The organism is Brevibacillus sp. HB1.2 (assembly GCF_013332495.1).
Taxonomy (GTDB): Bacteria; Bacillota; Bacilli; order Brevibacillales; family Brevibacillaceae; genus Brevibacillus; species Brevibacillus porteri.
Map to the genome: position 1 here is coordinate 24,857 of NZ_JABMIU010000009.1, position 23,670 is coordinate 48,526.

Below are 23,670 nucleotides of genomic sequence, written 5' to 3' on the forward strand. Positions count from 1 at the left end.
ATCGATGAGCTTGTTTAACGGCGGCTTTAATGGTATTGCGCTAATTCTCGTCTTGTTCGTTCTGTTGACTATCGTAGGCGTTGGCGATGATTAAGACCTCCATAAAAGAAAAAAGGCTGACAGAGTGGTCATGTTCACTCCGTCAGGCCTTTTTTGTATATTCTCTATCGAAGCTGCTGCTTAATGAGTGCTTCAATCGCTTCTGCAATGACATGCGTATGCTTGTTCACATCCGCATTCGTTAAACGGAAACGAATATAGCGTTCATCGAGATTAAACGCTTCTTCAAAAGATCCCATAAAGCCTCGCGCACGTTTATCCAGTTCCAATAAAACTTCCAATTCGCCATCGCGAAGATAGAAGACTACTTCGAGTTCCTCCAATTGGCTGCGGTAAGGCCCTGTCGGACGGAATTCAAATTCCTGTACAAACGGATGTTTGCGACCTAGGTGGCGATTGTATTCACAGTCTACCTTATACAGCTGGAATCCGATCTGTTGAACCGCATCCAACACTTTAGACATTAACGGATGTGGGCGAACCTCGATGAAATCGGAATCCCCCGGGTCAATCGCATTTTTAATATCGAGACCTGTCCGCAAGTAAACCGGTTGGCGCCCCATCGTCAATGGCGTCTCGTAAGGTAATTGAAAAGCGAATGGCAGAACGGTTTCTTCTTTCGGTTTCAATTGTACCCGCTCAGACAGACGATATTTTACAAGTGTGCATTCTTCCTTTGTCTTGGTGTCGTTGACTTCTCTTTCATAGTGTGTGACGACATACATGTAAATCTCGTCGATTTCTTGGGCCACATCTCCTCCCTTGATATGGACCTCACCTCTGACCGTATCTCCGGGAATGAGTGAATCCTGCTCAAGACGTGCATCTACTTGCGCAGAGCCAATACCTACACTAGCCAACAATTTTTTGAACATGGACATGTGTTCGCCTCTCCTTTATACCGACCCAGACCTACATAATCTGGCTATCAGATATTCTATATTGAAATATACGGCGGAAGAAATAGAAAGTTTCGCGCAATCTTTTGCCAAACATCATCAGGTATAACGTCCGCTGTCACGAACACATGCAGCGTTCTACTGATTACCACCGTTTTGATTCGTACCTCCACTGTCGTTCGATCAGACAAAATGTATTCGCGGCGTCGCAGCATTTCATGCAAGACCTGATGGACCTCCGCAACCTGCTCAACCTTCTTCCCTTTTAACGAAGCGAGATCCTTTTCCACGCGATCGACTACTTGTACCACAATGGTGGCATGGAGTGGCTGCTTCTGATCCGCAGTGAGTACAGAAGCGCGTACGTCTTCGATGACGGTCTCTTGCTTTTTCCGATAGACCCGCTGATTTTGCTTCAGCTCCAGATTTTCCTCGTACAGTTTTTTATTTTGTAGCTCCAAGCTTTTTTTGATCAGCATCATCTGTTCCATTTCGCGTCCGTATGTAAATAAAATCACGCTTCCGCCCAAGACGCACCCCATGAGCAAAAGTGCGAGGTAACGTTTCCAAAGAGTCACCTTCATGAGCGCACCTGTACCAGCCAATGCACACAAATCGTTCCGATATGGGCACCTAAGAATGCGACGACGATCATCACAAGCTGCTTAAAGACAGGTGTCAAATTTCCCATCAGTATTTTTTCGATCTGCAAAAACGAATCAAAGGTTCCGCCCAATGCCCCAACTAATCCCCATATTTTGAGCTGGTCAGCCAATTGGGCCATGGATAACAGCGGGGGCTTTTCTGTGAGAAATGCGCCCACCCCACCTGAAAGAGCGCCGCCGACCACAATGCCATAAGCCACGAAAAACGTCAAAATGACTTGTGCCATGTTGTGCTTCATCCTTTCTTCGAACAAGCTGCACATGCTTATCCCTACGCTCGTCATCCCGGTTTTATAACAGGACTTGTTAGCGTTCCAAATAAAAAAGCGGCATGCTCTATTTGGCAGCATGCCGGATCGGTCAGCGTTGGTTCCTTCTCCATTTCTTCAGTTTCTTTTCAATGCGCGGCGAATTCATGATCATAAGATCCGTGAACAAGTTGACCATTTTCGGATTGCGCAGCATCTGCTTAAACACCTCTGGATTTTGCTTGAACCATTGCTCATTGGCACGAATCCATTTCTTGAAACCGTCGTTTGATTTGTAATAGTCATTCAATTGACGAACCGGCCGATATGCGCTCATCTTAATCTATCCCTTCGTCAAAAAATATAACGAGGAGAAAAACGATCACGATGATCCAGATGATCACTTCGAAACCTTCCTCGTTGAAAAAACCAAATCCTCTCACGTCAGATCCCCCTTTCATCCTGCCGCGCTCCTCGCACCATTCCCTACCGCCCATGGTACCTTTCCCTATAGGTATATGTCGTTCCACGCTTGTTGGATTGGACGCTTGCCTGCCTTCATATCGATTTTGTGTGCTGGCCTATATTTTGTTTGTGAAAACGGCTAGACGTTTTTCATAAAACAGGATGAGCATACTAGGGAGGAATGAATCAAAGAGGAGAAGAACATGACAGCCTCTACTGGATCACTGTTACGCAACAAGCCTTACTTGCTATTACTGATAGTCGTCTTTTTCATGCACATGGCCTCTTATCTGGTCATTCCCGTCTTCCCAATCTTTTTGCAAAAGGTACGGGTTCTTTCTCTCTCCCAAGTCGGCATCATTTTGGCAGCGGGAAGCATCACATACCAAATCGGAAGCTTGGCAGGCGGCTTGATGTCAGATCGCTGGGGCAAACGCTCCATCCTAGCCTTTGGGGCATTCCTTCAAGGATGTGCCATGGCAGGCTATCACTTCAGCCATTCTTATGGTTTCTTCTTGTTATTCTCCGCTGTCAACGGCTTAGGTCTTGGCCTGCTCGCTCCTACCATTAAAGCCATGATCGCGGATGAAGTGGATGAGAGCCAAAGAACCGCTGCCTTCTCGTGGAGAGGGATACTCGCTCATAGCGGGATCATTGTCGCTGGCTTGGTCATTACGTGGATGACTGCGGGTGGAAAACAACCGTTTCTCGTAGCTGCCTTTGTGTACGGAGCACTTGCTGTCTTTTCTCGCTTCATCCTCCCCGATGATCGGTGTGTGGGAACAGATTGCAAGCAAACGCCGATCAAGGAGTATCGTCACATCTTGACCCATCGCAGCTTTTTGCTTTTTTCCGGGATCTCGCTCTTAATCTGGGCGCTTTACGCTCAATTCGCCATGATCCTGCCACTGCGGGGAGAGCATGTCCTGCATTCCGCTACGATGATTGGCCTCATTTGGACGATCAACTCGCTCAGTGTCGTCGTCTTGCAAGGGTTTATCTCACGTTTTGTTCTACAGCGCATCAATCCGTACTTGTCTGTAACGATGGGAACGATCTTGTTGGGTGCAGGGCTTACGCTCATGGGATGGGCGAACCACTTTCTTACACTGTGCGGGGCTGCGATTCTTTTCATTTTGGGTGAGATGCTGTTTATGCCGATGCTGGACAGTCTCGTCACTCATTTCGCAAAGGAAGAATGGCTGGGAGCGTACTTTGGCTTTTCCAATTTCGTATCTGGTCTTGGAACGGCTCTTGGGACGGGATTGGGTGGAGCGATGGTTGAAAAGCTAGGAGGAGTCGGCAGCCATTATCCATGGATCGGCTATGGAGTGCTTACGCTGTTTTTAGCGGCCATTCTTGGTCTGTTTGCCGTATATGCAATTCCTCGCCACAAAAACAATGTGCTTGACTCGCCCTCAAAAAATCGTAGAAGGGAAGGTGCCACATGAACGCAGAGGAACACACACAGTATCAACCCGAAAAGCAAATGGAAGTGCTTAGGCGAGTGCCCCTCACCTCCCTATTCATCCAACTGGAGGACAATGTATCCTCCCGCAATCGCCAAAAAACAAATTCGCCTTGGCAGCCATGGCTCTAGGAAAGGAGTAGTTACATGACCAAGCAAAGCAAGGATTCCTCTGTACAGCAAAATCGACCAGATGAGCGCAATCGCCAGCCCAAAACTGTTCAAAACGATGCACCGGGCTATGGAGACAAAAAACTGGAGGGGCCAAATCGTCCGTCCACCTAACCCTCAGGCAAGCAATCAATAAAAAAAGTCATTTTGCGCCTTCATGCAAGGGCAAAATGACTTTTTTCGTTTCATTTACGCAATCGGCACGAGCATGTACGGCAAAGAAAATCCTTCCAATCTCTCCAAAAATGCTTGGCGAGACTTTTCATCAGGCGCAATCAGTTGCAGATAGCGCGTGAAATAAAACACGATACGATCTTCATTGCCCTCTTTTAAGCGATAGTGGGACAGCTGTGCGATGTCCGTCAAGTTGTAGAAGTATTCATAGTGCTCCTGTGTAAAAGGCACTTGAAAGATCCGGCTGACGACTACACCATTGCTCAGATTTTCCCGCATGTTCTCTTTTGTTGCCCCGAGAAAGCGAAGCAGTTCACCAGCACGCTTCGCCCCGACCTTTTCCACCAGTATGCTATCGTTGTACTCCACTTCCAGATCGGTCAAGTTGTTAGAAACGGCTGCAAGCATTGCCATCAGCACCTTGCGCACTGCCAGATTCTCCGTAGCGAATTGATTGTCAAATACATTAAATTCAAAGGACGTAGCTTCGCCCTGACGCCGTGTATACAATTTGATCGCGTTCAAAAGCACTCCTCCGCTTTCTGTTTCCTCGACGATATTCTCCAGGCCATTTATCTAGGCAAAATGGATTCCCACGTGGCACGGTCCAGCTTGCGAATGACACTGAACAAGAGACGCTTGGCTGCCTCGTAATCCTCGCGATCAATGATCGAAGCATGGCTGTGAATGTAACGGGAAGGAATGCCAATAACGGCAGACGGTACTCCCTTGCCATGGTACTGCACGACCCCTGCATCCGTCCCGCCTTTTGCCACATAAATCTGGTACGGAATGTTCTCTTCTTCGCACGTGGAGATAAGAAGCTCACGCAATCCTACCGGCATGACGTACATCGGATCGTAGATGCGCATCAAAAGTCCACCGCCGAGCATGCCTCCATCGTCTTTTACACCTGGTATGTCTGTAGCTGGACTCGCATCCACAGCCAAGAACAAATCCGGATCGATGGACGCAGCCGCAGTTTTCGCGCCGCGCTGCCCGGACAATTCTTCCTGTACAGTAGCCCCGACGTAGACGACATTCGGATGATCTGGTTTTTCGTGCAGCTCTTTTGCGAGCTCCACTGCCAAACTGCAACCATAGCGATTATCCCATGCTTTAGCCATTATGCGGCGTGGATTGGCCATGACCTGCAACGGGCAAACCGGAACGATTTGCTGGCCAGCCCGTATTCCTACCTGTTCTGCTTCCTCACGTGAATCTACGCCGATATCAATGTACATGTTGCGTACATCCATCGGGCGATTGCGCTGATCGTCGCTCAAGACATGCGGCGGGATCGAGCTGATTACGCCTTCGACTGGTCCCTTGTCCGTAATAATTTGTACACGTTGCGCGAGCAGGACCTGCCCCCACCAGCCTCCCAACGTCTGAAAAGAAATAAATCCCTTATCAGAAATTCGGGTGACCATGAAGCCCACTTCGTCCATGTGACCCGCTACCATAATTTTGGGACCGTTCTCGTCACCACGCATAACGCCAAAAATACTGCCCAAATTGTCGTACATGAGTTCACTCGTATAGCTGCTTATGTATTCCCGCATAATCTCGCGTACCGGACCTTCGAAGCCAGGCGCTCCTGGTGCCTGCGTCAAACGGTTCCACAGCTCCATTTGAAATTTATTTTCCATCGCCAAAAATCCTCCTCGACCCTAGTTTCATGCCTATTATCCTTCTCTATTATCCGCGAGAGAGAATTCAGACGCAACTACTCCCAAGCAGGAATGCAAGCGCTTGTCCCGAATGAAGAAAAAAACACGAATCGTTTGAGGAGGAAAAAGTAGATGACAATCACGTTGCGAAAGTTGGCCGAATTCAGTGAGATTGAGCAATTAGAAGCAATGGAGGGGAAAATATGGGACCCTTCTACTGCTATTCCCCACCATATGACACTTACCATGCAAAAGTTTGGTGGTCTGTTTTTAGGGGCATTCGATGACGAGGAAATGATCGGCTTCTTGTACAGCTTCCCGGGCTTCACCAACGGAGAATCCCATCTTTGCTCGCACATGCTCGGCTTTTTGCCAGAGTATCGCAAGCAGGGGCTAGGTGTACAAATGAAATGGCTGCAAAAAGAAGAAGCAGCAGCAGCGGGCTATTCCAAAATCACATGGACGTACGATCCGCTTGAGACAGTAAACGGTGTTCTGAACATCGCCAAGCTGGGAGGTATCGTTCGAACTTATTTGCCAAACTGCTACGGCCAGCTCGATGACGACTTCAATCGTGGACTGCCGACAGACCGTTTCCTCGTGGAATGGTTTATCGGAAGCAATCGTGTGGAATCGCGTCAGTCTGGAAAGAGCTCTGCTCCCTCTTTTCAACAGGCGCCAGACCTATTGCGTTTTGAAATCAAGGATGGTATTCCACATCCTATCGAAATCGATTTGTCACGCGATGAGCCTGCAGTACTGCTCCCTGTCCCTGCCTTCTTCCAAGATGTAAAACGAGCGGATATAAGCGTCGCTTCCTTGTGGAGAGAAATGACGCGCGAATTGTTCACGTCGTATTTTGCCAAAGGATATGTTGTCACGAATATCCTCCGTGGTCCATCCACCGTTCGTTACGCCTTAGAAAAGCAGCCATTTCCTGATATTTTAGGTGCCTCGTCCTCTCTATCTTAGCTAGAATTGCGCGTCGGGTGATCAGGTTGTGGTAAAATGGTGGTTGCCCAACCCTATACAACAAAGGACGAGAATGAAATGAATCGATCACAATACAATTATGACGTTATCATCATAGGCGGCGGCCCCTCTGGGCTGATGTCTGCAATTGCTGCTTCTGGCCAAGGAGCGAGAGTTTGTCTCGTGGAAAAAGGCTCGAAGCTCGGACGCAAGCTCATCATATCGGGCGGCGGACGCTGTAATGTAACCAATGCCAAGGAACAAGATGAATTAATCAAACAAATGCCAGGAAATGGACGCTTCATGTACAGTGCTCTCACCCAATTCGGCAACCGAGAGATTATCCAGTTTTTTGAGGAGATGGGTGTCGCGTTAAAAGAAGAGGATCGGGGCCGTATGTTTCCTGTCACAGATAAAGCAGTGACAGTCGCTCAAGCATTGATTAATTTATTGAAGCGCCAAGGTGCCACCATTCATTTAAATGCCGCTGTAAAAGAAGTTCTCTATTCGGAAGGGAGAGTCGGTGGCATCATGCTCCAGTCCGGTGAGAAAATCACCGCGCCTTGTGTGATTATTGCTGTCGGAGGCTGTTCTGTACCACAGACAGGGTCTACAGGCGATGGCTATACATGGGCGAAAGCAGCCGGGCACACAATCACAGAGCTGTATCCTACTGAAGTACCGCTTACAGCCAATGACTCTTTTATTCGCGACAAATCAATTCAGGGTCTATCGCTGCGTGACATCACGATGACCTTGTATGCGCCCAATGGGAAAAAGATCAACACCCAAGAAGGCGATATGATCTTCACTCATTTCGGAATATCAGGCCCCGCCTCCCTGCGCATGGGACACTATGTCTCTGTGTCGCAACGAAAATACAGTGCGGTTCCTCTATCTCTGACGATCGATCTCATGCCTGACAGAACAGCCGAGGAAATCATGGCGGAAAGCTGGCAGTTGATAGAGGAGCAGCCAAAAAAGGCAGTAAAAAATGCAATCAAAGGCTTCCTCCCCGAACGGATTATCCCACTCTTGCTTGCGATGGCAGGAATTTCGGAAGAAACGACCTACAGCCATATGAAAAAACAAGAGTGGAGCAAGTTCACGAGCTTGATCAAAGCTTTTCCACTCACCATTACGGGGACGCTCTCTCTTGAGGAAGCGTTCATTACAGGTGGTGGTGTAAGCGTAAAAGAGATCGATCCACGCTCGATGAGGTCCAAGCTCATGGATGGGTTGTATTTTGCTGGCGAGGTTATGGACGTCCACGCCCATACCGGTGGTTACAACATCACCATCGCCTTTTCGTCCGGCCATTCTGCGGGTACGCATAGTGCGCAGGAAGCATTTGAATTTTTTTACGAGAATGACGTTTAGATGAAGTGGGATTGGGGAAACTATGAATCAGGTTCTCTTTTCATGAAAAGAGAAATCAGCACATTACTCCCCCCTAGTTGTAATGTGCTGGTTTAACAGACCTTACTCCCTTTATCTTCCTAGATGGGCATCGCCTGCGTGAGCGATGCTTCTTTTTTTTGCCCAACAAAAAGCACCTGCTACAAAAGAAGGCTAGGCCATCTTTTCATAGCAGGTGCTTTATTCGTCGTAATTGGTTTATCCGACAAGGCGGAACAAATACGCAAACCCAGCGAAAAAAAAGGCTAGGCCCAACAGAAAAAACGTGTTGGCACGCTGCTTAATACGCCTTTCGTCTCCTTGAAAATGAGCGTTCATCCGCGATTGCCAGCGTTTTGTCCTCGGCTGTACCATGACGAGAATGCCAGCTGCCAGTAAGAAGAGAGGAAAGATCATCATCGGACTCATCCCTTTTTCTTACGACGTAGAAGCCAGCGGTTGTCCTCTTCGGCTGGTGCGCCTTCGATTACCAGACGGGCCTCCTCGGCAAGCTGATAGGCTTCCGCAAAAGCTAGTTGTCGAAATGATATCTCTGCCTTCGTCAACAATTCATTGACCTGGCGATTTTGGCGGCGATAACGGTTCGTATACTGAATGGCACCTTCTGCCATCTGACAAGTTGTAATAATGCGTTCTGCCATCCGCTCTGTTTCGCCGACCAAATCACTTGCGTCCTGAACCAGCATAGCCACCTCTTCCAGATCATAGCGGTATTGCTCCATGATCGTTTGCACGCGGCCCAACGTTTGCACGACTTCTTCAAACATGTATTTCAATTGATCCGGAATCCCCGGCAAGTAGCTGCGCTTGATTTGCTGACGGACGCGGACTAATGTGTTAGAAATTCGCTCCAGTTCATCCAGCGCATCGTCTTCCGTTTCGATGACCAAATACGTTTGCTCTTCTTCTTCCGGAATCAGCTCTTCCTGTTCAGGCTGACTCTTTGGCATGACCAGTTCATACTCTTCTTCTTCGTACGCAGGCTCCTCTGCTTTAACTGCTGGCACAGGCTTTTGTGCTTTTTTATTGAAAAGCTGAGGAATTGCTTGCAACAAAACGGAACGTTCAGCTTCACTCAGCTCTGAGGATTTTCCTCGCACCGGTGGCTCTTCTTCCACTTTCGACTGCTGGAGATGAGTCGGCTTTTCAGGATCTGTTTCGCTGGTAGAATGCTCGATCTTGCTAGCTGGAGTCGGCTCAGGTATACGAATCTCCGGCTCCACAGGCGCGGATGTCGCAGCTACTTCCTGTAGCGAATCATCCTGTTCCACCTCTTCTACTTCTGCTCTCTTTTCTACCTGCACAATTTCTGTTTCATCATTGCCTTGATTCACTTCTACTTGCGGTTCCGCTTCTGTATATACCGTCGCTGCTGCTTCATCACGGGCAAGAACGCCATCCTCTATCGCTTGATACGTTGCATCAATGAGTACTTCGAACGCTTTGACATGGGTCAACACCAATTCCAGGCTGCCCTCTTCCAAAGAGCTTTTCGCGGACATGACCAATTGCTTCGCCTGCAAAAGGGCATTGTCCAAGGAATCCTGTTTTAAATCAAAGCCGTCACGAAAGGCCTGCTCAATTCCTTCTTCCAGATGCTTGAATTCTTCCGGCATTTCTTTTTTCACACGTTGCACAAGCTTTGGAATGAGCTCCATTGCTTGTCCTACCTGCTCCAGTACTTGCTGCGCTTTTTGTGTGGTTTCGTACGCAGCAATGTCGTCCCCTGCCGCACGCGCAGTTTTCACGAGTTTTCGCATTGTGTCTACTTCATCGAGCGATGCTTTCAGCTCATGGAAAGACAATCCGTATTCCAGACGCAAATCGGACAAGCGTCGTTCCATCTGCTCCACTTGCTTTCCGATCTCTGGAACAACAACCTTGTTTTCTTGCTTGGTAACGGCCACTTTGGAAGTGTCTGTTTTTAGCTCATTCAGCTCTTCTTCAATTTTTGAAATGGCCTCTCTCGCCTCATTCAGCATGCCAAGTGCCAACGTAAAACGGAAGCGATCACAAGCCTCTTCCGCATCGAGAATCATCATTTCCACATCAGGGATGCGAATGCGCAACAGATTTTCTTTTTTGTCAGCCAAGTGGTGGTAACGTACTTCTGTCATGCCGCTGGAACGGCGAAGCGGTTTTTCCACCTCGATGACATTGAGCTTCTCAACGAGCTCTTCCTTCCAATCCTCTACATCGTCTACTTGAGCAAAAATAGCACGGCGTCTGATCATCGCATAAATCAAGCCAATCGATAGGCCAGCAAATACCGCCCCCACCAGATAGATCCACCATGGAATGCCTCCGAGAGCACTACTGCTTTCACTCTCTCCCGCTTTACTTGCGTCGGTCTCACCCGGTTTTGCTGTTGCTTGCTTGCTTTCCATGCGGCTAAGCTCTTGGTTTACTTCCGCAATTAAGGTCTGAATCCCGGTCAAATACTGCTTTTGTGTACGGAATGGTTCATAGAAAGACGCGATCTTGTCATGCAGCAATGCCATTGTGGCACCTCTTGCCTGTAAGCTAGGACCTGCATAAATCCCCAGCTGTTCGGTGTTTATGTCGAGTACGATCATGAGTGCATCGTCAGCTAAATTGTAATTGTCAAACAGCTTTTGCGCGTAGATATCCGGAGATTCAGCTTCTGGTGCAGTGCTTTCCACTACCACGACTTTGTAGCTGCCCGGTATGCCGTTCAATGAATTGGCAAAGGTGGTCCTGTCTTCTTTTTTCAAATAGTTGTCAGCGTCCTGAATAACTTCTTCTTTTTTATCTGGAAACGGCGTCGCATAAGCCGGATTCGTATATAACAACATGCCTGCCAAACAGAGCATGAATAGTTTTCGTTTCACTTGTCATACATCCCCTTACTAGAATCATTCATTGGGAGAGGTCACGCCTAAACGGGCAGCAAAGAACCTCGCAGATAACACATAATCGAGGTTTGCAGCCATTGGACGAACTCCTCGGAAGATGGTTCCAGATCATAGACCTGGCGAACCATTTGTGGTTGCAAAAATGGATATATCATCTGGCTCGTCATAGCCAGCACTGTACAATCAATAGAGACGGGCAAAAACTCACCCGAGACGACACCGCACTCGATCACACGAGAAAGACCGTGCTTCCAGCGGCTCATATATAGCGTCATCACTTCACGTGCAAGCATGGATTCTACGCTCAGCTCACGATGAATCAAACGCGTGATAGGCGCATGCTCACATTGAAACTGCAAATACAGCTGTACAACTTGTTCCAATCGTTGATAGGCAGGGATGTTTTCCTGCTCGTTTTCCAGTTCTTCCAAAAGGCGAAACAACGTCTCAAAGTAAGAAGCAATCAACGTCTCCAAGACTCCTTGCTTCCCTTCAAAGTGATAGGAAATCAGCGCGGAATTTACTTGAGCAACAGAGGCAATTTGTCTTACGGAGGTCCCTTTGTAGCCATGAACATCAAAAAGCTTCGCTGCTGCGGATAAAATACGCATTTTCGTCTGATCCATCAGGCATCTTTCCCATTGTACAGATTATTCGACGAAAAAAGATAGTCTTGTTGTATGTTCGACAATGTTTTCCAGAGTTCCTTCTAGAAATGCTGATTCCATCGAAAAAAACCGCTATCGCATAGATTTTCTTCCACATAAGAAGTACGTAAAAAGCATCAAACACGTTACCTCTATTTTTAAATTTTCCCTGACAGAAAAAAGACGCTCCTGTCTGTTTTGCAAGAGGAACGTCTCACTTGATTACTCTTACTCCCTATTTGCTTTTTTCCTATGGAGCTGTGATGGGGGCTACTGCTCCGTATTGCTGCAAATACGTTTCTACTTGCGTATGCTCTTTTACACGCTGATCGTTCAAATCGTACGCTGATCGAATGGACATCGTCATGTTCGTGGGGAGCATCGTTTTTTTGTTGTAGTGAATCGTATACTCTGCCTCCACTTCCATCTGGTTCACGAGCTCGTTTACGTCCACCTTTTTCTTGGACTGAATCGTGGGTCCAGAATGTTGTGCAGGTGTCCCTCTCCAATTGCCTTCCGAGAGTGACATCGCTATCTTTAGCTTCGGTATGTAGGGTTTCTCTCGCCCTGCTATCGATTGGACTTTTGCTCCCGACTTTGTTTGTTCTTGCATTTGGGAAACAAGCCAACTCTTTAGTTTGGAAGAATCCAATACAACTCCGAACGCCTCAAAATCGTCTTTTGGATTCTCATCAGGCAGCATTCGAACGTTTCTTTTCATGTTGTCGATTTGCTGAAAGGAAGCCATAGGGTTCCAGTTGTTCATTTCTTGATGCAGGGCCGGACTATCCCCTGCGACATGTTTCCAGCTTTCGTTTTGACCATGCTTGGTATACAGCTTGTTCCCATGACTAAGTAAGGATAAGTTGTCCACTCTGTTTTCTTCTGGGACAGAGAGCTTCACGTTCATGTAAACAGCCTCTCCGTCCTTTCTGCCCGAAAAGTTAACCATGTTCGCATTGGCACTATTCGCCGTCAACAGCTTGGTTTGCCCATAGAACGCATACGATTTCTGCGCATCGAACTTGTCACGTACCTGCTCAAACGTTGTATTCGCATCCTGCTTCACACTCATTTGATTACAGCCACCTACAACAACTGTACACACAAGAGCCATCACGCAAATGGGCCAATACTTCTGCATAGATGCTACCCTCCCTCGGCTACCCTGGGTTAACCTCATGTGGGGTCCCAGAGTAATAGTCCCTTTTAGCGTTTCCGGGGAGGAATAGGCTTATTCTACTTGCAAGCCTCTCTTGTACGATCAGGTTTTACAGGTGGAAATACAAGATGCGATCCTGCTCTCTCACTTCAATCTGGTGGAGAATCATCAACAAATCTATGTGCCCTAATGTCTCGGATAGCGTCAATGGCAATTCTTTTTGGTACAAACCTGGAAATAAGAGAGCATTCAGTTCAAAAGCTGTCTTTTCTCCATCTGCAAGAAGCCTGCGGAGCGTGTCTGTTCTCTCCCAGTTCTTTTGCAGTCGAGCGAGTATGAGCTCTCGATGGTTGTAAACCGGTTGACCGTGTCCACTGAGGACCTGTTTGATCTCCATGTCCGCACACATTTGCAACGCTGTGCGGTATTGAATCAAGGTCAGTGGTCTTGTACTCGAACGATTCCGGGGTGGTTCAATGAAGGCATTGGATGATATTCGCTTGATGATATGGTCTCCACCAATCATGACTTGATCCTTTGCCCGATACAACGACAGATGGCTTTGACTGTGTCCTGGGGTATACAGTACCTGCCAGTCCTCCAAGTACGGTACCTTTTGCTCATGCTTCAGATGAAAATCAATCTGGCTTGGCGCAGAAAACGTCTTCATCAGCTTGTGAAATTTCGAGATAATGACCATCATTTTTTCTGGTACGCCACTCTGGATGTACAGCTCTTCGAAAAACTGATCATGAAAAGTCATAAACTGCTCATCCTGCTGTACATAAGGTGTTGCCTGCGGATGAGCAAACGTCTTCGCTCCCGATCGTTCCCGTACTTTTTCTAACTGCCCGCAATGATCCACATGATGATGCGTCAGTATGACTTGCTCGATATCTTCCACGCTGACCCCAATCGATTCTAAGCCTTCTGTTAAGGCCGCCCACGCATCGTCGGTCAATGGACCCACATCAACCAAGGTCAAGCGCTCCCCTTTTAACAAGTAGACGTTTACTGCCCCCACATCAAAAGGTGTAGGTATTTCCAGACAAAAAATATCAGGTGCTACTAGGGTCGCGATCGTTTGCTTGCCATCGTTCGTTGTCATTTTTTATCTACCCCTCAAGTTTTTTGCCTTTTTTTCCGAAAAGAGAAAAGAGCCATTGTTTTGGCTCTAGGCGAGAACAACTTGATTTCTACCTGAATTTTTGGCTTCATACAAAGCAATGTCTGCTTGATGGAACAGCGCTTCTACACTCAGGTTTACATCCATCTCCCTGCTCCATTTCGCTAGTCCACACGATATCGTGACCTGTGGAGACGTCTCCTGCTCGACGCATTCCCGTATGCGCTCTGCCACGGAATGCGCGGTGTTTTTGTCCACACGCGGCAAATATACAGCGAGTTCCTCTCCACCCCATCTTGCCGCGATATCACTGTCTCGGATGCTATGTCGAATCAGATTGGAGACCTGAATCAGCACTTCGTCCCCTACCTGATGGCCAAATGTATCATTCACGGTTTTAAAATAATCAATATCGATCAAGATCAACGAGCCATAGTTGTCTTTTTGTAATGATCCTCTTACTCGTTCATTCAAATGTCTTCTCGTGTACAGACCTGTCAAATTATCCGTAATGACCATTCGTTCCATTTCATTATGCAGGACGGCGTTGGTCATTGCCAAGCTCGCATGTTGTCCAAATATTTCGAGGAGTTTGTAGTCGTCAAAACTAAAAAAATGATAACGGGAATCTGCGACTAAAAGGACTCCACTAATCTCCCCCTCAACAACGAGCGGTACCCCCATGAAGGAACAGCACGAAAAGAGCGAAAAAGGAAGCGGTCCTGCCCCTGGTTGTGCCAGCAGCAATGCCTGCTTGTTTTGCAAGATTTGCTGAAATGGCTTTTCTGTAGAATCGATAGCCATGCCATTGAACGCTGGAATGGAGGAAGAGAGCACATCGAAGCAATCCTCTCCTGGCGTTTTTCGCAAAATAGCACAAAACTCTGCATCAAAGGTAGCCCGCATCATCGTCGTAACAAAATCGAGAATTTCCTTTAAATCAAGACTTCTGTTCAACTGGCGCGCCATCTCATTAATCAAACGCAATTCTCGAATCAAATTGCGCGATTGCTGATAGAGCTGTGCGTTTTCAAACGCAGTGCCAGCCGTATCCGCCAAGATTGAGATGTAATCCTTTTCATGCTGATTCAAGGTGATTCGCTGATCGGACGTCACTTGCAATACTCCGTAGATTCCCTGCTTGCCTAAGAGTGGCGCTGCGATCACCGTCACCTGTTGCTCCCCTTCTCCCACTTCTTCGGCAATGAGACGTCCTTCCAAATAGGCCTTGGTACTGGTAGACGGCTCTACTTCTTGAAAAGAAAGCTGTTTGACCGGGGTGGTTGCATTGGGTTCAACCGTCAGGAAAAGCTCTGCCGACAAGTACGGATAAAGGCTGGGAATGCTCGTCACGATTTCATGCAAAACATCATTCACATCAATCGATGCCTGAATCTTTGACATCAACTGATACAACAAATCTTTTTTGCTCGCTTCACGGCGTAGGTCGTCCGACATGATCGAACGCCAAAGCGCACAGCTTGCCTTCGCGCCTACTTCCTGCAAAAAAGCAACATCCCGTTCATCGTACACGCAATCTGACTCTTCGGGTGGCAGATGCAAAAAAAGTGCGTAGAGCGGTGTTTGGTTCAAGGAGACAGGAACGACGACAAGCCTGTGGTCGTCTAAAATGGAAGGCATGATCGGCGTCGTACCGAATCTGGAAACCAGTTGGGCAATGTGGGTTTGTCCAACTTCGACCGCTTGCGTTGTTACGCTCTCCTGCGGAATCAATGTGGCATTGTCCGCGAGCTTCACGGCCGAACAATAGCCTTTTTGGATAATGTCACTGATCTGACCCGTCAAGCTTTGCAGCAGCTCTTTAGTCGTATCATGCAACGTCAAATCCATGACAATCTGGCTTGTGACGTGTTGAATATAAGCATCATATCCCATGCGAATCAACGGCTCTAGCCCGCGCATGTAGGATGACAAATCGAAATGGATATGGTCTCCGGGTGCTATCATGCCAATGACAGCTCGAACCCTTCCATCTTTTTCACACAAAGGAAAGGCTCCACACACGTTGTTCGTTTCACTTCTCGTTTTGACTACGATCTCTTTGGAGGAAAGTGCCTCTAAAATAAAATCAAAGACTTTGCCAATCGATACATCGTGTTGCAGGGTAAGCCCTTGAGAATTCCGAGATGGACCAACCTGCATTTCCATGAAGTTGATTACGCGGCCCCCGGAATCTGTCAAGAAAAGGATGCCTGGGCGCTTTTCCGGCCAAGATTGTAAGATAAAATGGGCCGTGTAGGAAAAGACCGTCTCTAACTTCCCCAACATTTTACTTGACACGAGAAACTCCCTCTCTCAGCATTTTCTCAAGCTTTCAAATGGTCTGTATCATTAACGGATAGAACTTCCCACCTACGATCTACATACCGAAATATCGTAATACTGGTATTATCGATACGTGTGATACCCGTTCCTTGTTCTCCTACCGTCACATAATGCAAGAAGCTATTAATGAGACCGCCGTGCGAGACAACGACAATCGCCTCACCTGGGTGGCTCCCTGCTATTTCTGTCATGGCAGCTACAGCTCGTCGCTGCATGTCTTCGAATGTCTCAATTCCACAGGAGGCTTCATCCTGATTCTCAAATCGCTCACGTATTTCTTCATAGGTGAGCCCCTCCCACTCCCCATAGCAGCGCTCCCGCAAGGTTGTCCGCGTAGAAACAGAGGATTGGAAGTTACCAGCAATCTTGGCAGCCGTATCGTGTGCCCGACTGAGATCACTCGAATAAAAAGCGTGAATCTTCTCGCCTTGGAACCTGTCTGCTACTCGCTCGGCCTGACGTACCCCGAGCTCGTTCAATGCGATGTCACTGTGGCCTTGTATACGACGAATCTGATTCCACTCCGTCTCTCCATGACGAATGAGATACATGATGGTTTCCAAAACAATTTATCTCCTTACCGTTCTGTATTCTATTCGATAGTATTTCTTATTATATAAGATGCATGTTCACAATTCTAGATTGATAAAAAAACATTTGGTACAAAATTCCTATATTTCATTCCTTTCTGCAAATAGCGGATACTTTTTTTCATGAATTTGAACTGAAACGAACTTTCACTTCCTCTCGTCAGAGGTGATAAGAAGAATATGACATCGTTGGAGGGGTTCCTATGAAACCGTGGATCATTCGGTCTAGCTCTTTTGTTCTATCTGCCAGTCTGTTGCTGCCTGTGGCTCAAGCGCATGCACAATCACCTTATGTGAGTACCAATAAAATGGCGACTACTGTGGCACAAGCTAAAGCAAAGCTGTCCAAGGAAGCTGCCTTGGCCCTCGCTACAAAAATAGTGCCTACCGCCGGGATGACGGTGCAGAATGTGTCATTTCGTTCAGCGGATAGCTGGCGCCCATTTCCAGAATGGTCGTTTAGTTGGGTGAAGAAAGATCCAGAAAACGGCAACGTCCTTCTATCCTATAGCGTCAGTATCCACGCCAATACAGGCGAGCTGACTTCCTATTCGCATCAAGAGCAGGAAGCATCCCAGCTTCCCTATGCAAAACGAATTTCCTATACAGAGGCGCAAGAGCAGGCGAAGCGCTTTTTCGAGAAAAACAATGCAGGAAAAGCAGCGGAAACAAGACTGTATACGCGCGATATGCCAGAACCAAAAACTCCGCTGAACTCGGAAGTCTACTATAATTTCCGCTTTGTTCGTGACGTGGACGGCATTCTCTTTCCTGACAACGGCGCAGATATCACGGTAGATGCTTCCGGCAAAGTGACCAACTATTCTCTGTCTTGGAACGACGTGACTTTCGAGAACACGGATACGAAAATCTCAGAAGAAGAAGCTGAGAAACTGTTTAAAGAACAAGCGAATCCAAAACCAGTTTACCTGCTGCCATGGGAGCGGATGGAAACTCAAAATAACAAGCCGTCTCTCGGGTATATGAATCCCTTCACATTCTACATTGATGCGGAGACTGGCAATGCATTGACACAATCGTTGACCTCGTATCAACTAGCGAAAGATCCTGAGCCTGTAAGCAGCAAAGTCCTTCCTGCACGCCGCAGCGGACAACCGCTCTCCCAAGAGGAAGCTGTACAATGGGCATCGAAAGCGTTGAATTTGTCCAACTACGAGCTTCGCTCTGCCAATTACAATGAAAGAGACTACCGTGGCAATCGTCCCATCTGGGATCTCGAATTCGGCAAAAAGGGCAATAGCGAAGACGGATTTGCGTATGTCTCCGTGGATGCTGTAACCGGGGACATCTACCGATTGAACAAGGACTTCCGTGGCCATAAAGAAAAAACAACCGCTTCTAAAAAACCAGACATGGAAAAATTCAAGGCAAAAGCGATGGAAACAATTCGTGATTTGGCGCCAACCATGGCCCACCAGCTTTACTGGACAGAGCCTATTGAAGAGGAAAACCAAAACCAACCTGTTGATTCCGAGCGGACGCAGATCCGATTTGAGCGTTTTATCAATGGAATAGCTGCAGCTAGCGGCTCTGCCCACTTCACGTTTGACATCGAAACAGGCGATCTGCTGAATTACAGTGCTGAATTGGGCAACGAAACATACCCGACACAAGTTCCCAAGCATCTGCCTGCTGCCGAAGCGAGTGAAAAGTGGTGGACTGAGACAAAAGCAGAGGCCGTTTTCGCCCTCGTCCCCCTTACTCCTGAGGATGCCAAACGCGCAAAAGAGCAGCCTTCCTACACACCGAAGCGAACGGCCAAGATTGTCTATCGCGCAACAATGACGCCGTTTGAGCAGCCGTACTACCTTGACGCTGTAACAGGCGAGTGGAGCTCTACCTCTACTGGCAAAACGATTGCGCTGCATCGCCCGGCTCCTGCCGATTTGAAAGGTCATCCAGCAGAGAAGGAACTCTCGTTGATGTATGAATATGACGCACTATCGCTTGAAAACGGCAATATTATGCCGCAAAAACCGATCACACGTGGCGAAATGATTGAAATGCTCATGATCAGTCTCAACCAGGGCAGACACTATCCACAGTACTCTCTGGAACGCAAGGCCACCTATAGCGATGTGGCAAATGGTTCGCGCTACTTCTCAGCCGTAGAAGGTGCTGTTGATCGCGGACTTCTCGATAAAAATGCTTCCAAGCTGAATCCAAATGAGACGATTACACGTGAAGAGCTCGCGGATATGATTGTTCGTGCACTCGGTTACAAAAAACTGACGGACTTCCCTGGCATGTTCCAATCTGAGCTCTCAGACATTGCCAATTCGAAGTACCGCGGTTCGATCATCATCGCGACTACACTCGGTATCGTGCCGACTGACAAACAGAAGTTCCAGCCGCAAAGCCTCGTCCCTCGTGCCGATGCAGCCATTACCTTTACCCGTTTCCTCGAAAAACGGGATACTCCAGACGGTCCTGTTACTTTGTTGCGAAAATAAACCCAAAAAGCGCCATCCATCCCACTTCTTGCGGCGGATGGCGCGCTTCTTTTCCCTTGACTTTACTATATCGCGCCTAGTATTATTGAATGTATGTGTACAGGGTAGCATTGATTGTAGGTAAAAACGGAAGGATGTACCCTCTTAGTTCCCTCCCTTACAGACTGCGGCTGATCATCTGTGAGGAGCACGATGCGGAAACGCTACCGTCCGAAGTTCGTGTAGATAAAGTAGGAACTAACCTGCCGGAAGTAAACACCTGCGAATCCATATTAAAGGAGAATGAATACATGTCACGTTACACAGGACCTCGTCACAAACTTGCTCGTCGTCTGGGTATCTCTCTCGATGGTACAGGAAAAGACATCAAACGCAACTTCCCTCCAGGTCAACACGGTCACAACAACCGTCGTAAACTGAGCGAGTACGGAATCCAGTTGCAAGAAAAGCAAAAACTGCGCCACATGTTTGGCCTTAACGAAAAACAATTCCGCCGCACTTTCGACAATGCAAGCAAAATGGCTGGCGTAGTGGGCGAAAACTTCATGAAATTGCTGGAATCCCGTCTGGACAACCTGGTATACCGCATGGGCTTTGCTCCAACTCGCCCAGCTGCTCGTCAGTTGGTAAACCATGGTCACTTCCTGGTAAACGGCAAAAAAGTAAACATCCCATCCTACCGCGTACAACCGGGTGATGTAATCTCCATTCGTGAAAAGTCCCGTGGTCTGCAACTGATCAAGGACGCTCTGGAAAGCCGTACTTTCCTGCCGAACTACGTTACATTCAACGATGCTGCTGCTGAAGGTACCTTCACTCGTCTGCCAGACCGTGAAGAAATGCCAGCTGAAATCAACGAAGTTCTGATCGTTGAGTTCTACAGCCGTTAATCGTCTGAGGATAAAAAGAAAAAGAGTAGTGCCGCTTGTCGGCCTGCTCTTTTTTTATTGCCTTCATACACCCGACAACTTTCAACGGTTTTTGACACATTTTGCTATCTCCTTCGCATCTTCTATCCTCTAGGTTCCTCGTATGGTATAATCAGGTGGTATGCTAGGGGGTCGTAGACTATGTCGAATAACCACACATCTTCCTCTGAACCGACGAAGAAAAAGCGACGCAGAAGCCGTGGTAGAACGTTTTGGATCATCTTCCAAATCGTCTTCGTACTCGGGCTAATGGGAGCTGCAGTCGCGGGAGGAATCGTGACAGGTTATGTTGCCGCACTCGTGAAGGACGAGCCTGTGCGCAGCAAGGAGGAACTGGAGAATAAAATCTTCACCAACTATCTGACTGGATTCGCCTACTACAGCGACGGCTCTCTGATCGGCCAATTGCGGGCCGAAGAAGGCGATCGACGTTTGGTGAAGAAAGCAGACGTTTCTCCCTATTTAATTAATGCCATCATTGCAACTGAAGACAAAACCTACTACCACCACTCTGGAGTTTCGCTTCAATCTACCATGCGTGGAGCGATACAGGAAATTACCAACCAGCCTGTCGTAACAGGTGGTAGTACGATTACACAGCAGCTTGTAAAAAATACAATCCTTTCTGCTGAAGTTAGCCACACCCGTAAGGCCCGTGAAATCTTTACCGCGATTCGGATCGAGCGCATGTTTTCCAAAGATCAGATTCTGGAAGCCTACATGAACGAAATTTACTTCGGGAAAAACGCCAACGGATCAAACGTATACGGCGTTCAGGCTGCCGCAAAAGGGATTTTTGGCAAAGATGTAAAAGAGCTCGCGCTCGCTGAGGGCTCCTATCTTGCGGGCATGATTCAAAACCCAGGTGCCTACTCTCCATTCCGTGCAGAAAGCTATCAACGCGGGAAGGAACGCCAAAAAATGGTGTTGGATCGCATGCTGGAAAATGGCTACATCACACAAACCCAATACGATGGAGCTCTCGCCAGTGATTTGAAGGCACAGCTAGCAAAACCGACGCAGCAAGCTTATCGAGAAGTACCTTTCTTGATGATGGAAATTGAAGATCGTGCCGCACGTCAACTTGTGGATGCAGACCTCTTGGAAAAAGGTCGAGACAAATCAACCATCGGCCGCAACGAATACCGACAGCTGGTTGAAGAGAAACGTCGCGACATACTGCGAAAAGGGTACAAGATACATACCACAATCGACAAGAGCGTATATGACATCATGCAGGCTGTTGCAGCCGATCCGAAAAACTTCGGTAAGAATCGTACCTATACGATTCGTCGCTCGAACGGCAAAACAGAAAAAATCGAAAATGCTCTGGAAGAAGTCGGCGCAATGCTGATTCACAACAAAACAGGAGCCATCCTCGGCATGATCGGGGGACGTGACTTCAAGGTGGAACAGACGAACCACGCCACCGTACCACGCCAGCCTGGTTCGGCCATGAAGCCACTTGCAGCTTATGCTCCTGCTTTTGAACTGGGATTGCTCCAGCCAGCATCCCCAATCGATGACGCTCCGGTGCTACTCGCTGACGGCCAGAACGGTTCCCATTTACCTAAGAACTGGAACAACAAATGGCAAGGGATGATGAGTGCCCGCGAAGCACTGCGGATGTCCTGGAACATTCCGGCGATCAAGACGTATTTGAAAGTTGGCATTCCAACGGCTCTTGAATACGTGAAGAAAATGGGAATCACAACATTGGTGGATGCTGACAACTATGCAGCCACCGGCGTAATTGGCGGTCTTACCTACGGAACAACTGTCGAGGAAATTACAAACGCCTATGGGACATTCGCAAATCACGGTTCTTTCGTGGATGCCTATCTGATTGACCGAGTTGAAGATAACACTGGAAAAGTCATTTATCGTCATGAAACCAGCCCTGTGCAAGTGTACAGCGAGCAAACAGCATACTTGATCACTGATATGATGCGTTCCGTTGTCAATAACGGTACAGGTACACACATCCGCAAATACGTGCCGCGCAAAGTCGATGTGGCAGGTAAAACCGGAACAACGAACAACAGCAACGACCTCTATTTCGTCGGTTACACGCCAGAGCTGTCCATGGGGGTATGGGTTGGCTTTGACGAGCCATATCCAATGCCAGACGCGGACAAATATGTTCCGATGGTCGTATGGGGTAAGGTCATGAAGGATGTCATTGCGAAGCATCCGAACCTTTCACCTCCTGACTCCACCTTTAAAAAGCCGGCTGGAATTGTCAGCGCGACTGTTGACTCGAAATCAGGCCTTTTGCCAAGTGAGCTTTCAAAAGAAGCTGGCCATTTGATCACAGATATATTCAACAGCAAATTCGTTCCAACAAAGGTGGACGACACCCACCAAAAAGCACGACTCATTTCGTATAATGGCGAACGGTATTTGGCGAAGGAAGGAACACCTGAAGATTTTGTTACCGAAGGCGTCTTCTACCGCTCACCTGATCCGCTCCCTACTAAGGAGCAAATTCAAGCGAAAAACAATAGGGTCGCCACCCAACCACCAGATTGGGAGCAACGCCTGCCTGATAAGGAAGACCCTCGTACAGAGCAAGGTGGAACACCATCTTCGCCAAGCGGTGTAACAGCTACGGGCTCAGGCAAGCAAATTACGCTTACCTGGCAATCAGCCAAAGAAGCTGACTTGGTCGGTTATCGCATCTACCGCGCTGATGTGCAGAACAGCTTTGTCAAAGTAGCGACTGTGAAAGATCCATCCGAATTGACTTTTGCCGATACGACTGCAACCCATAGAGATTTAGGCTATTATGTCACTTCTGTGGATATCGCTGGCAATGAATCGCAGCCTTCCGCAATCGCTTCTGTCGGATCTACACAGACATGGCAGTTGCCTGATCCAAATCAAGGTACGGAAACAGGTCTCCCGAATCCGACGGACAATAACGGGAATGGTCAAACAGATTCAGGTGGAACTGCGACGAACCCACCAGATGGATCAGGAGGCACGAATACAAACACAGATTCCGCTTCACCACCTGCTGCTCCGAAATCCTTGTCCATCAAGAATACGCCAAACGGTTGGCAGCTACAGTGGAAAGGCAGCAGCTCGTCTGAGCAGATGTACAACGTATATTTTAGCCCAGACTCAGCAAGCGGCTATTTGCTACTCGGTACAGTCTCTAGCACAAGCTTTACTCACGCAGCAGAAGTACCGAATGGCAGCAACTATTACATTACCGCAGTCAACAGTTACGGAGAATCGCCACATTCTAACATCGTAACTGCCAACACCACAGAATAAACTGGGATAACAACTGACAGAGAT

General features: G+C 47.9%; 21 protein-coding genes. 8 read left to right on the forward strand and 13 right to left on the reverse strand.

Going from position 1 to position 23,670, the window contains the following annotated elements; genetic code table 11:
* The first annotated feature begins 4 nt into the window (after positions 1 to 4).
* On the forward strand, positions 5 to 94 hold the full coding sequence (gene yjcZ, locus HPY28_RS19645) for a sporulation protein YjcZ (protein ID WP_007720887.1): 90 nt from the start codon (positions 5 to 7) through the stop codon (positions 92 to 94).
* A 70-nt stretch (positions 95 to 164) separates the two neighbouring features.
* Here yjcZ and HPY28_RS19650 read toward each other — a convergent pair whose 3' ends face one another.
* The 4 genes from HPY28_RS19650 to HPY28_RS19665 all read right to left on the reverse strand — a co-directional run bounded on the left by HPY28_RS19650 (position 165) and on the right by HPY28_RS19665 (position 2,209).
* On the reverse strand, positions 165 to 941 hold the full coding sequence (locus HPY28_RS19650) for a sporulation protein (RefSeq protein WP_017250424.1): 777 nt from the start codon (positions 939 to 941) through the stop codon (positions 165 to 167).
* Positions 942 to 997: 56 nt separating this feature from the next.
* The gene (locus HPY28_RS19655) at positions 998 to 1,543 is read right to left on the reverse strand and encodes a sporulation membrane protein YtrI (RefSeq protein WP_017250425.1); all 546 of its coding nucleotides are present in this window, start codon (positions 1,541 to 1,543) and stop codon (positions 998 to 1,000) included.
* Positions 1,540 to 1,851 (reverse strand): YtrH family sporulation protein, encoded by a 312-nt coding sequence (locus HPY28_RS19660; RefSeq protein ID WP_007720892.1) that lies wholly within the window; start codon positions 1,849 to 1,851, stop codon positions 1,540 to 1,542. The genes HPY28_RS19655 and HPY28_RS19660 overlap by 4 nt, the downstream gene beginning before the upstream one ends.
* Positions 1,852 to 1,984: 133 nt before the next feature.
* Complete coding sequence (locus HPY28_RS19665; protein ID WP_017250427.1) at positions 1,985 to 2,209, reverse strand: hypothetical protein; 225 nt, start codon at positions 2,207 to 2,209, stop codon at positions 1,985 to 1,987.
* 331 nt (positions 2,210 to 2,540) lie between these two features.
* On the opposite strand from HPY28_RS19665, the gene HPY28_RS19670 reads away from it, so the two are divergent.
* Together HPY28_RS19670 and HPY28_RS19675 are read left to right on the forward strand one after the other, a co-directional pair.
* Entirely contained in the window at positions 2,541 to 3,788 is a 1,248-nt protein-coding gene (locus tag HPY28_RS19670) for an MFS transporter (RefSeq protein WP_017250429.1), read from the forward strand.
* Between the two features lie 164 nt (positions 3,789 to 3,952).
* Positions 3,953 to 4,090: a hypothetical protein gene (locus tag HPY28_RS19675; RefSeq protein WP_017250431.1), complete on the forward strand. Its 138-nt coding sequence runs from the start codon at positions 3,953 to 3,955 to the stop codon at positions 4,088 to 4,090.
* 75 nt (positions 4,091 to 4,165) lie between these two features.
* On the opposite strand, the gene HPY28_RS19680 is transcribed toward HPY28_RS19675, so the two are convergent.
* Both HPY28_RS19680 and HPY28_RS19685 read right to left on the reverse strand, forming a co-directional pair.
* A complete protein-coding gene (locus HPY28_RS19680) occupies positions 4,166 to 4,681 on the reverse strand; it encodes a hypothetical protein (RefSeq protein ID WP_017250432.1) in 516 nt (171 codons plus the stop codon).
* A gap of 41 nt (positions 4,682 to 4,722) precedes the next feature.
* Positions 4,723 to 5,802, reverse strand: a complete 1,080-nt coding sequence (locus HPY28_RS19685) for a M42 family metallopeptidase (RefSeq protein WP_017250433.1) — start codon at positions 5,800 to 5,802, stop codon at positions 4,723 to 4,725.
* Between the two features lie 153 nt (positions 5,803 to 5,955).
* On the opposite strand from HPY28_RS19685, the gene HPY28_RS19690 reads away from it, so the two are divergent.
* Together HPY28_RS19690 and HPY28_RS19695 are read left to right on the forward strand one after the other, a co-directional pair.
* Positions 5,956 to 6,795, forward strand: a complete 840-nt coding sequence (locus tag HPY28_RS19690) for a GNAT family N-acetyltransferase (protein WP_173623673.1) — start codon at positions 5,956 to 5,958, stop codon at positions 6,793 to 6,795.
* A 78-nt stretch (positions 6,796 to 6,873) separates the two neighbouring features.
* Positions 6,874 to 8,175, forward strand: a complete 1,302-nt coding sequence (locus HPY28_RS19695) for a BaiN/RdsA family NAD(P)/FAD-dependent oxidoreductase (RefSeq protein WP_174231235.1) — start codon at positions 6,874 to 6,876, stop codon at positions 8,173 to 8,175.
* Between the two features lie 237 nt (positions 8,176 to 8,412).
* Here HPY28_RS19695 and HPY28_RS19700 read toward each other — a convergent pair whose 3' ends face one another.
* From HPY28_RS19700 to HPY28_RS19730, 7 genes are all read right to left on the reverse strand, one after another.
* The gene (locus HPY28_RS19700) at positions 8,413 to 8,622 is read right to left on the reverse strand and encodes a hypothetical protein (RefSeq protein WP_017250436.1); all 210 of its coding nucleotides are present in this window, start codon (positions 8,620 to 8,622) and stop codon (positions 8,413 to 8,415) included.
* Complete coding sequence (locus tag HPY28_RS19705) at positions 8,619 to 11,066, reverse strand: septation ring formation regulator EzrA (RefSeq protein WP_174231236.1); 2,448 nt, start codon at positions 11,064 to 11,066, stop codon at positions 8,619 to 8,621. The genes HPY28_RS19700 and HPY28_RS19705 overlap by 4 nt, the downstream gene beginning before the upstream one ends.
* 47 nt (positions 11,067 to 11,113) lie before the next feature.
* Positions 11,114 to 11,716 carry a forespore capture DNA-binding protein RefZ gene (refZ, locus tag HPY28_RS19710; protein ID WP_069847576.1) on the reverse strand — a complete coding sequence of 201 codons (603 nt, stop codon included), beginning with the start codon at positions 11,714 to 11,716 and terminating at the stop codon, positions 11,114 to 11,116.
* 271 nt (positions 11,717 to 11,987) lie between these two features.
* A complete protein-coding gene (locus HPY28_RS19715) occupies positions 11,988 to 12,881 on the reverse strand; it encodes a hypothetical protein (protein ID WP_026043240.1) in 894 nt (297 codons plus the stop codon).
* A 127-nt stretch (positions 12,882 to 13,008) separates the two neighbouring features.
* Positions 13,009 to 14,007, reverse strand: coding sequence for an MBL fold metallo-hydrolase (locus tag HPY28_RS19720; protein WP_017250439.1), 999 nt, complete (start codon positions 14,005 to 14,007; stop codon positions 13,009 to 13,011).
* Between the two features lie 66 nt (positions 14,008 to 14,073).
* Positions 14,074 to 16,314: a sensor domain-containing diguanylate cyclase gene (locus HPY28_RS19725; protein WP_174231282.1), complete on the reverse strand. Its 2,241-nt coding sequence runs from the start codon at positions 16,312 to 16,314 to the stop codon at positions 14,074 to 14,076.
* A 38-nt stretch (positions 16,315 to 16,352) separates the two neighbouring features.
* Entirely contained in the window at positions 16,353 to 16,934 is a 582-nt protein-coding gene (locus tag HPY28_RS19730) for a histidine phosphatase family protein (protein WP_069847583.1), read from the reverse strand.
* 230 nt (positions 16,935 to 17,164) lie between these two features.
* Between HPY28_RS19730 and HPY28_RS19735 the strand changes: the two genes are divergently transcribed.
* The 3 genes from HPY28_RS19735 to HPY28_RS19745 all read left to right on the forward strand — a co-directional run bounded on the left by HPY28_RS19735 (position 17,165) and on the right by HPY28_RS19745 (position 23,646).
* The gene (locus HPY28_RS19735) at positions 17,165 to 19,435 is read left to right on the forward strand and encodes an S-layer homology domain-containing protein (protein WP_174231237.1); all 2,271 of its coding nucleotides are present in this window, start codon (positions 17,165 to 17,167) and stop codon (positions 19,433 to 19,435) included.
* Positions 19,436 to 19,725: 290 nt separating this feature from the next.
* Entirely contained in the window at positions 19,726 to 20,325 is a 600-nt protein-coding gene (rpsD, locus tag HPY28_RS19740; RefSeq protein WP_016742106.1) for a 30S ribosomal protein S4, read from the forward strand.
* Positions 20,326 to 20,505: 180 nt separating this feature from the next.
* Positions 20,506 to 23,646: a transglycosylase domain-containing protein gene (locus HPY28_RS19745; protein WP_174231238.1), complete on the forward strand. Its 3,141-nt coding sequence runs from the start codon at positions 20,506 to 20,508 to the stop codon at positions 23,644 to 23,646.
* Positions 23,647 to 23,670 lie beyond the last annotated feature (24 nt).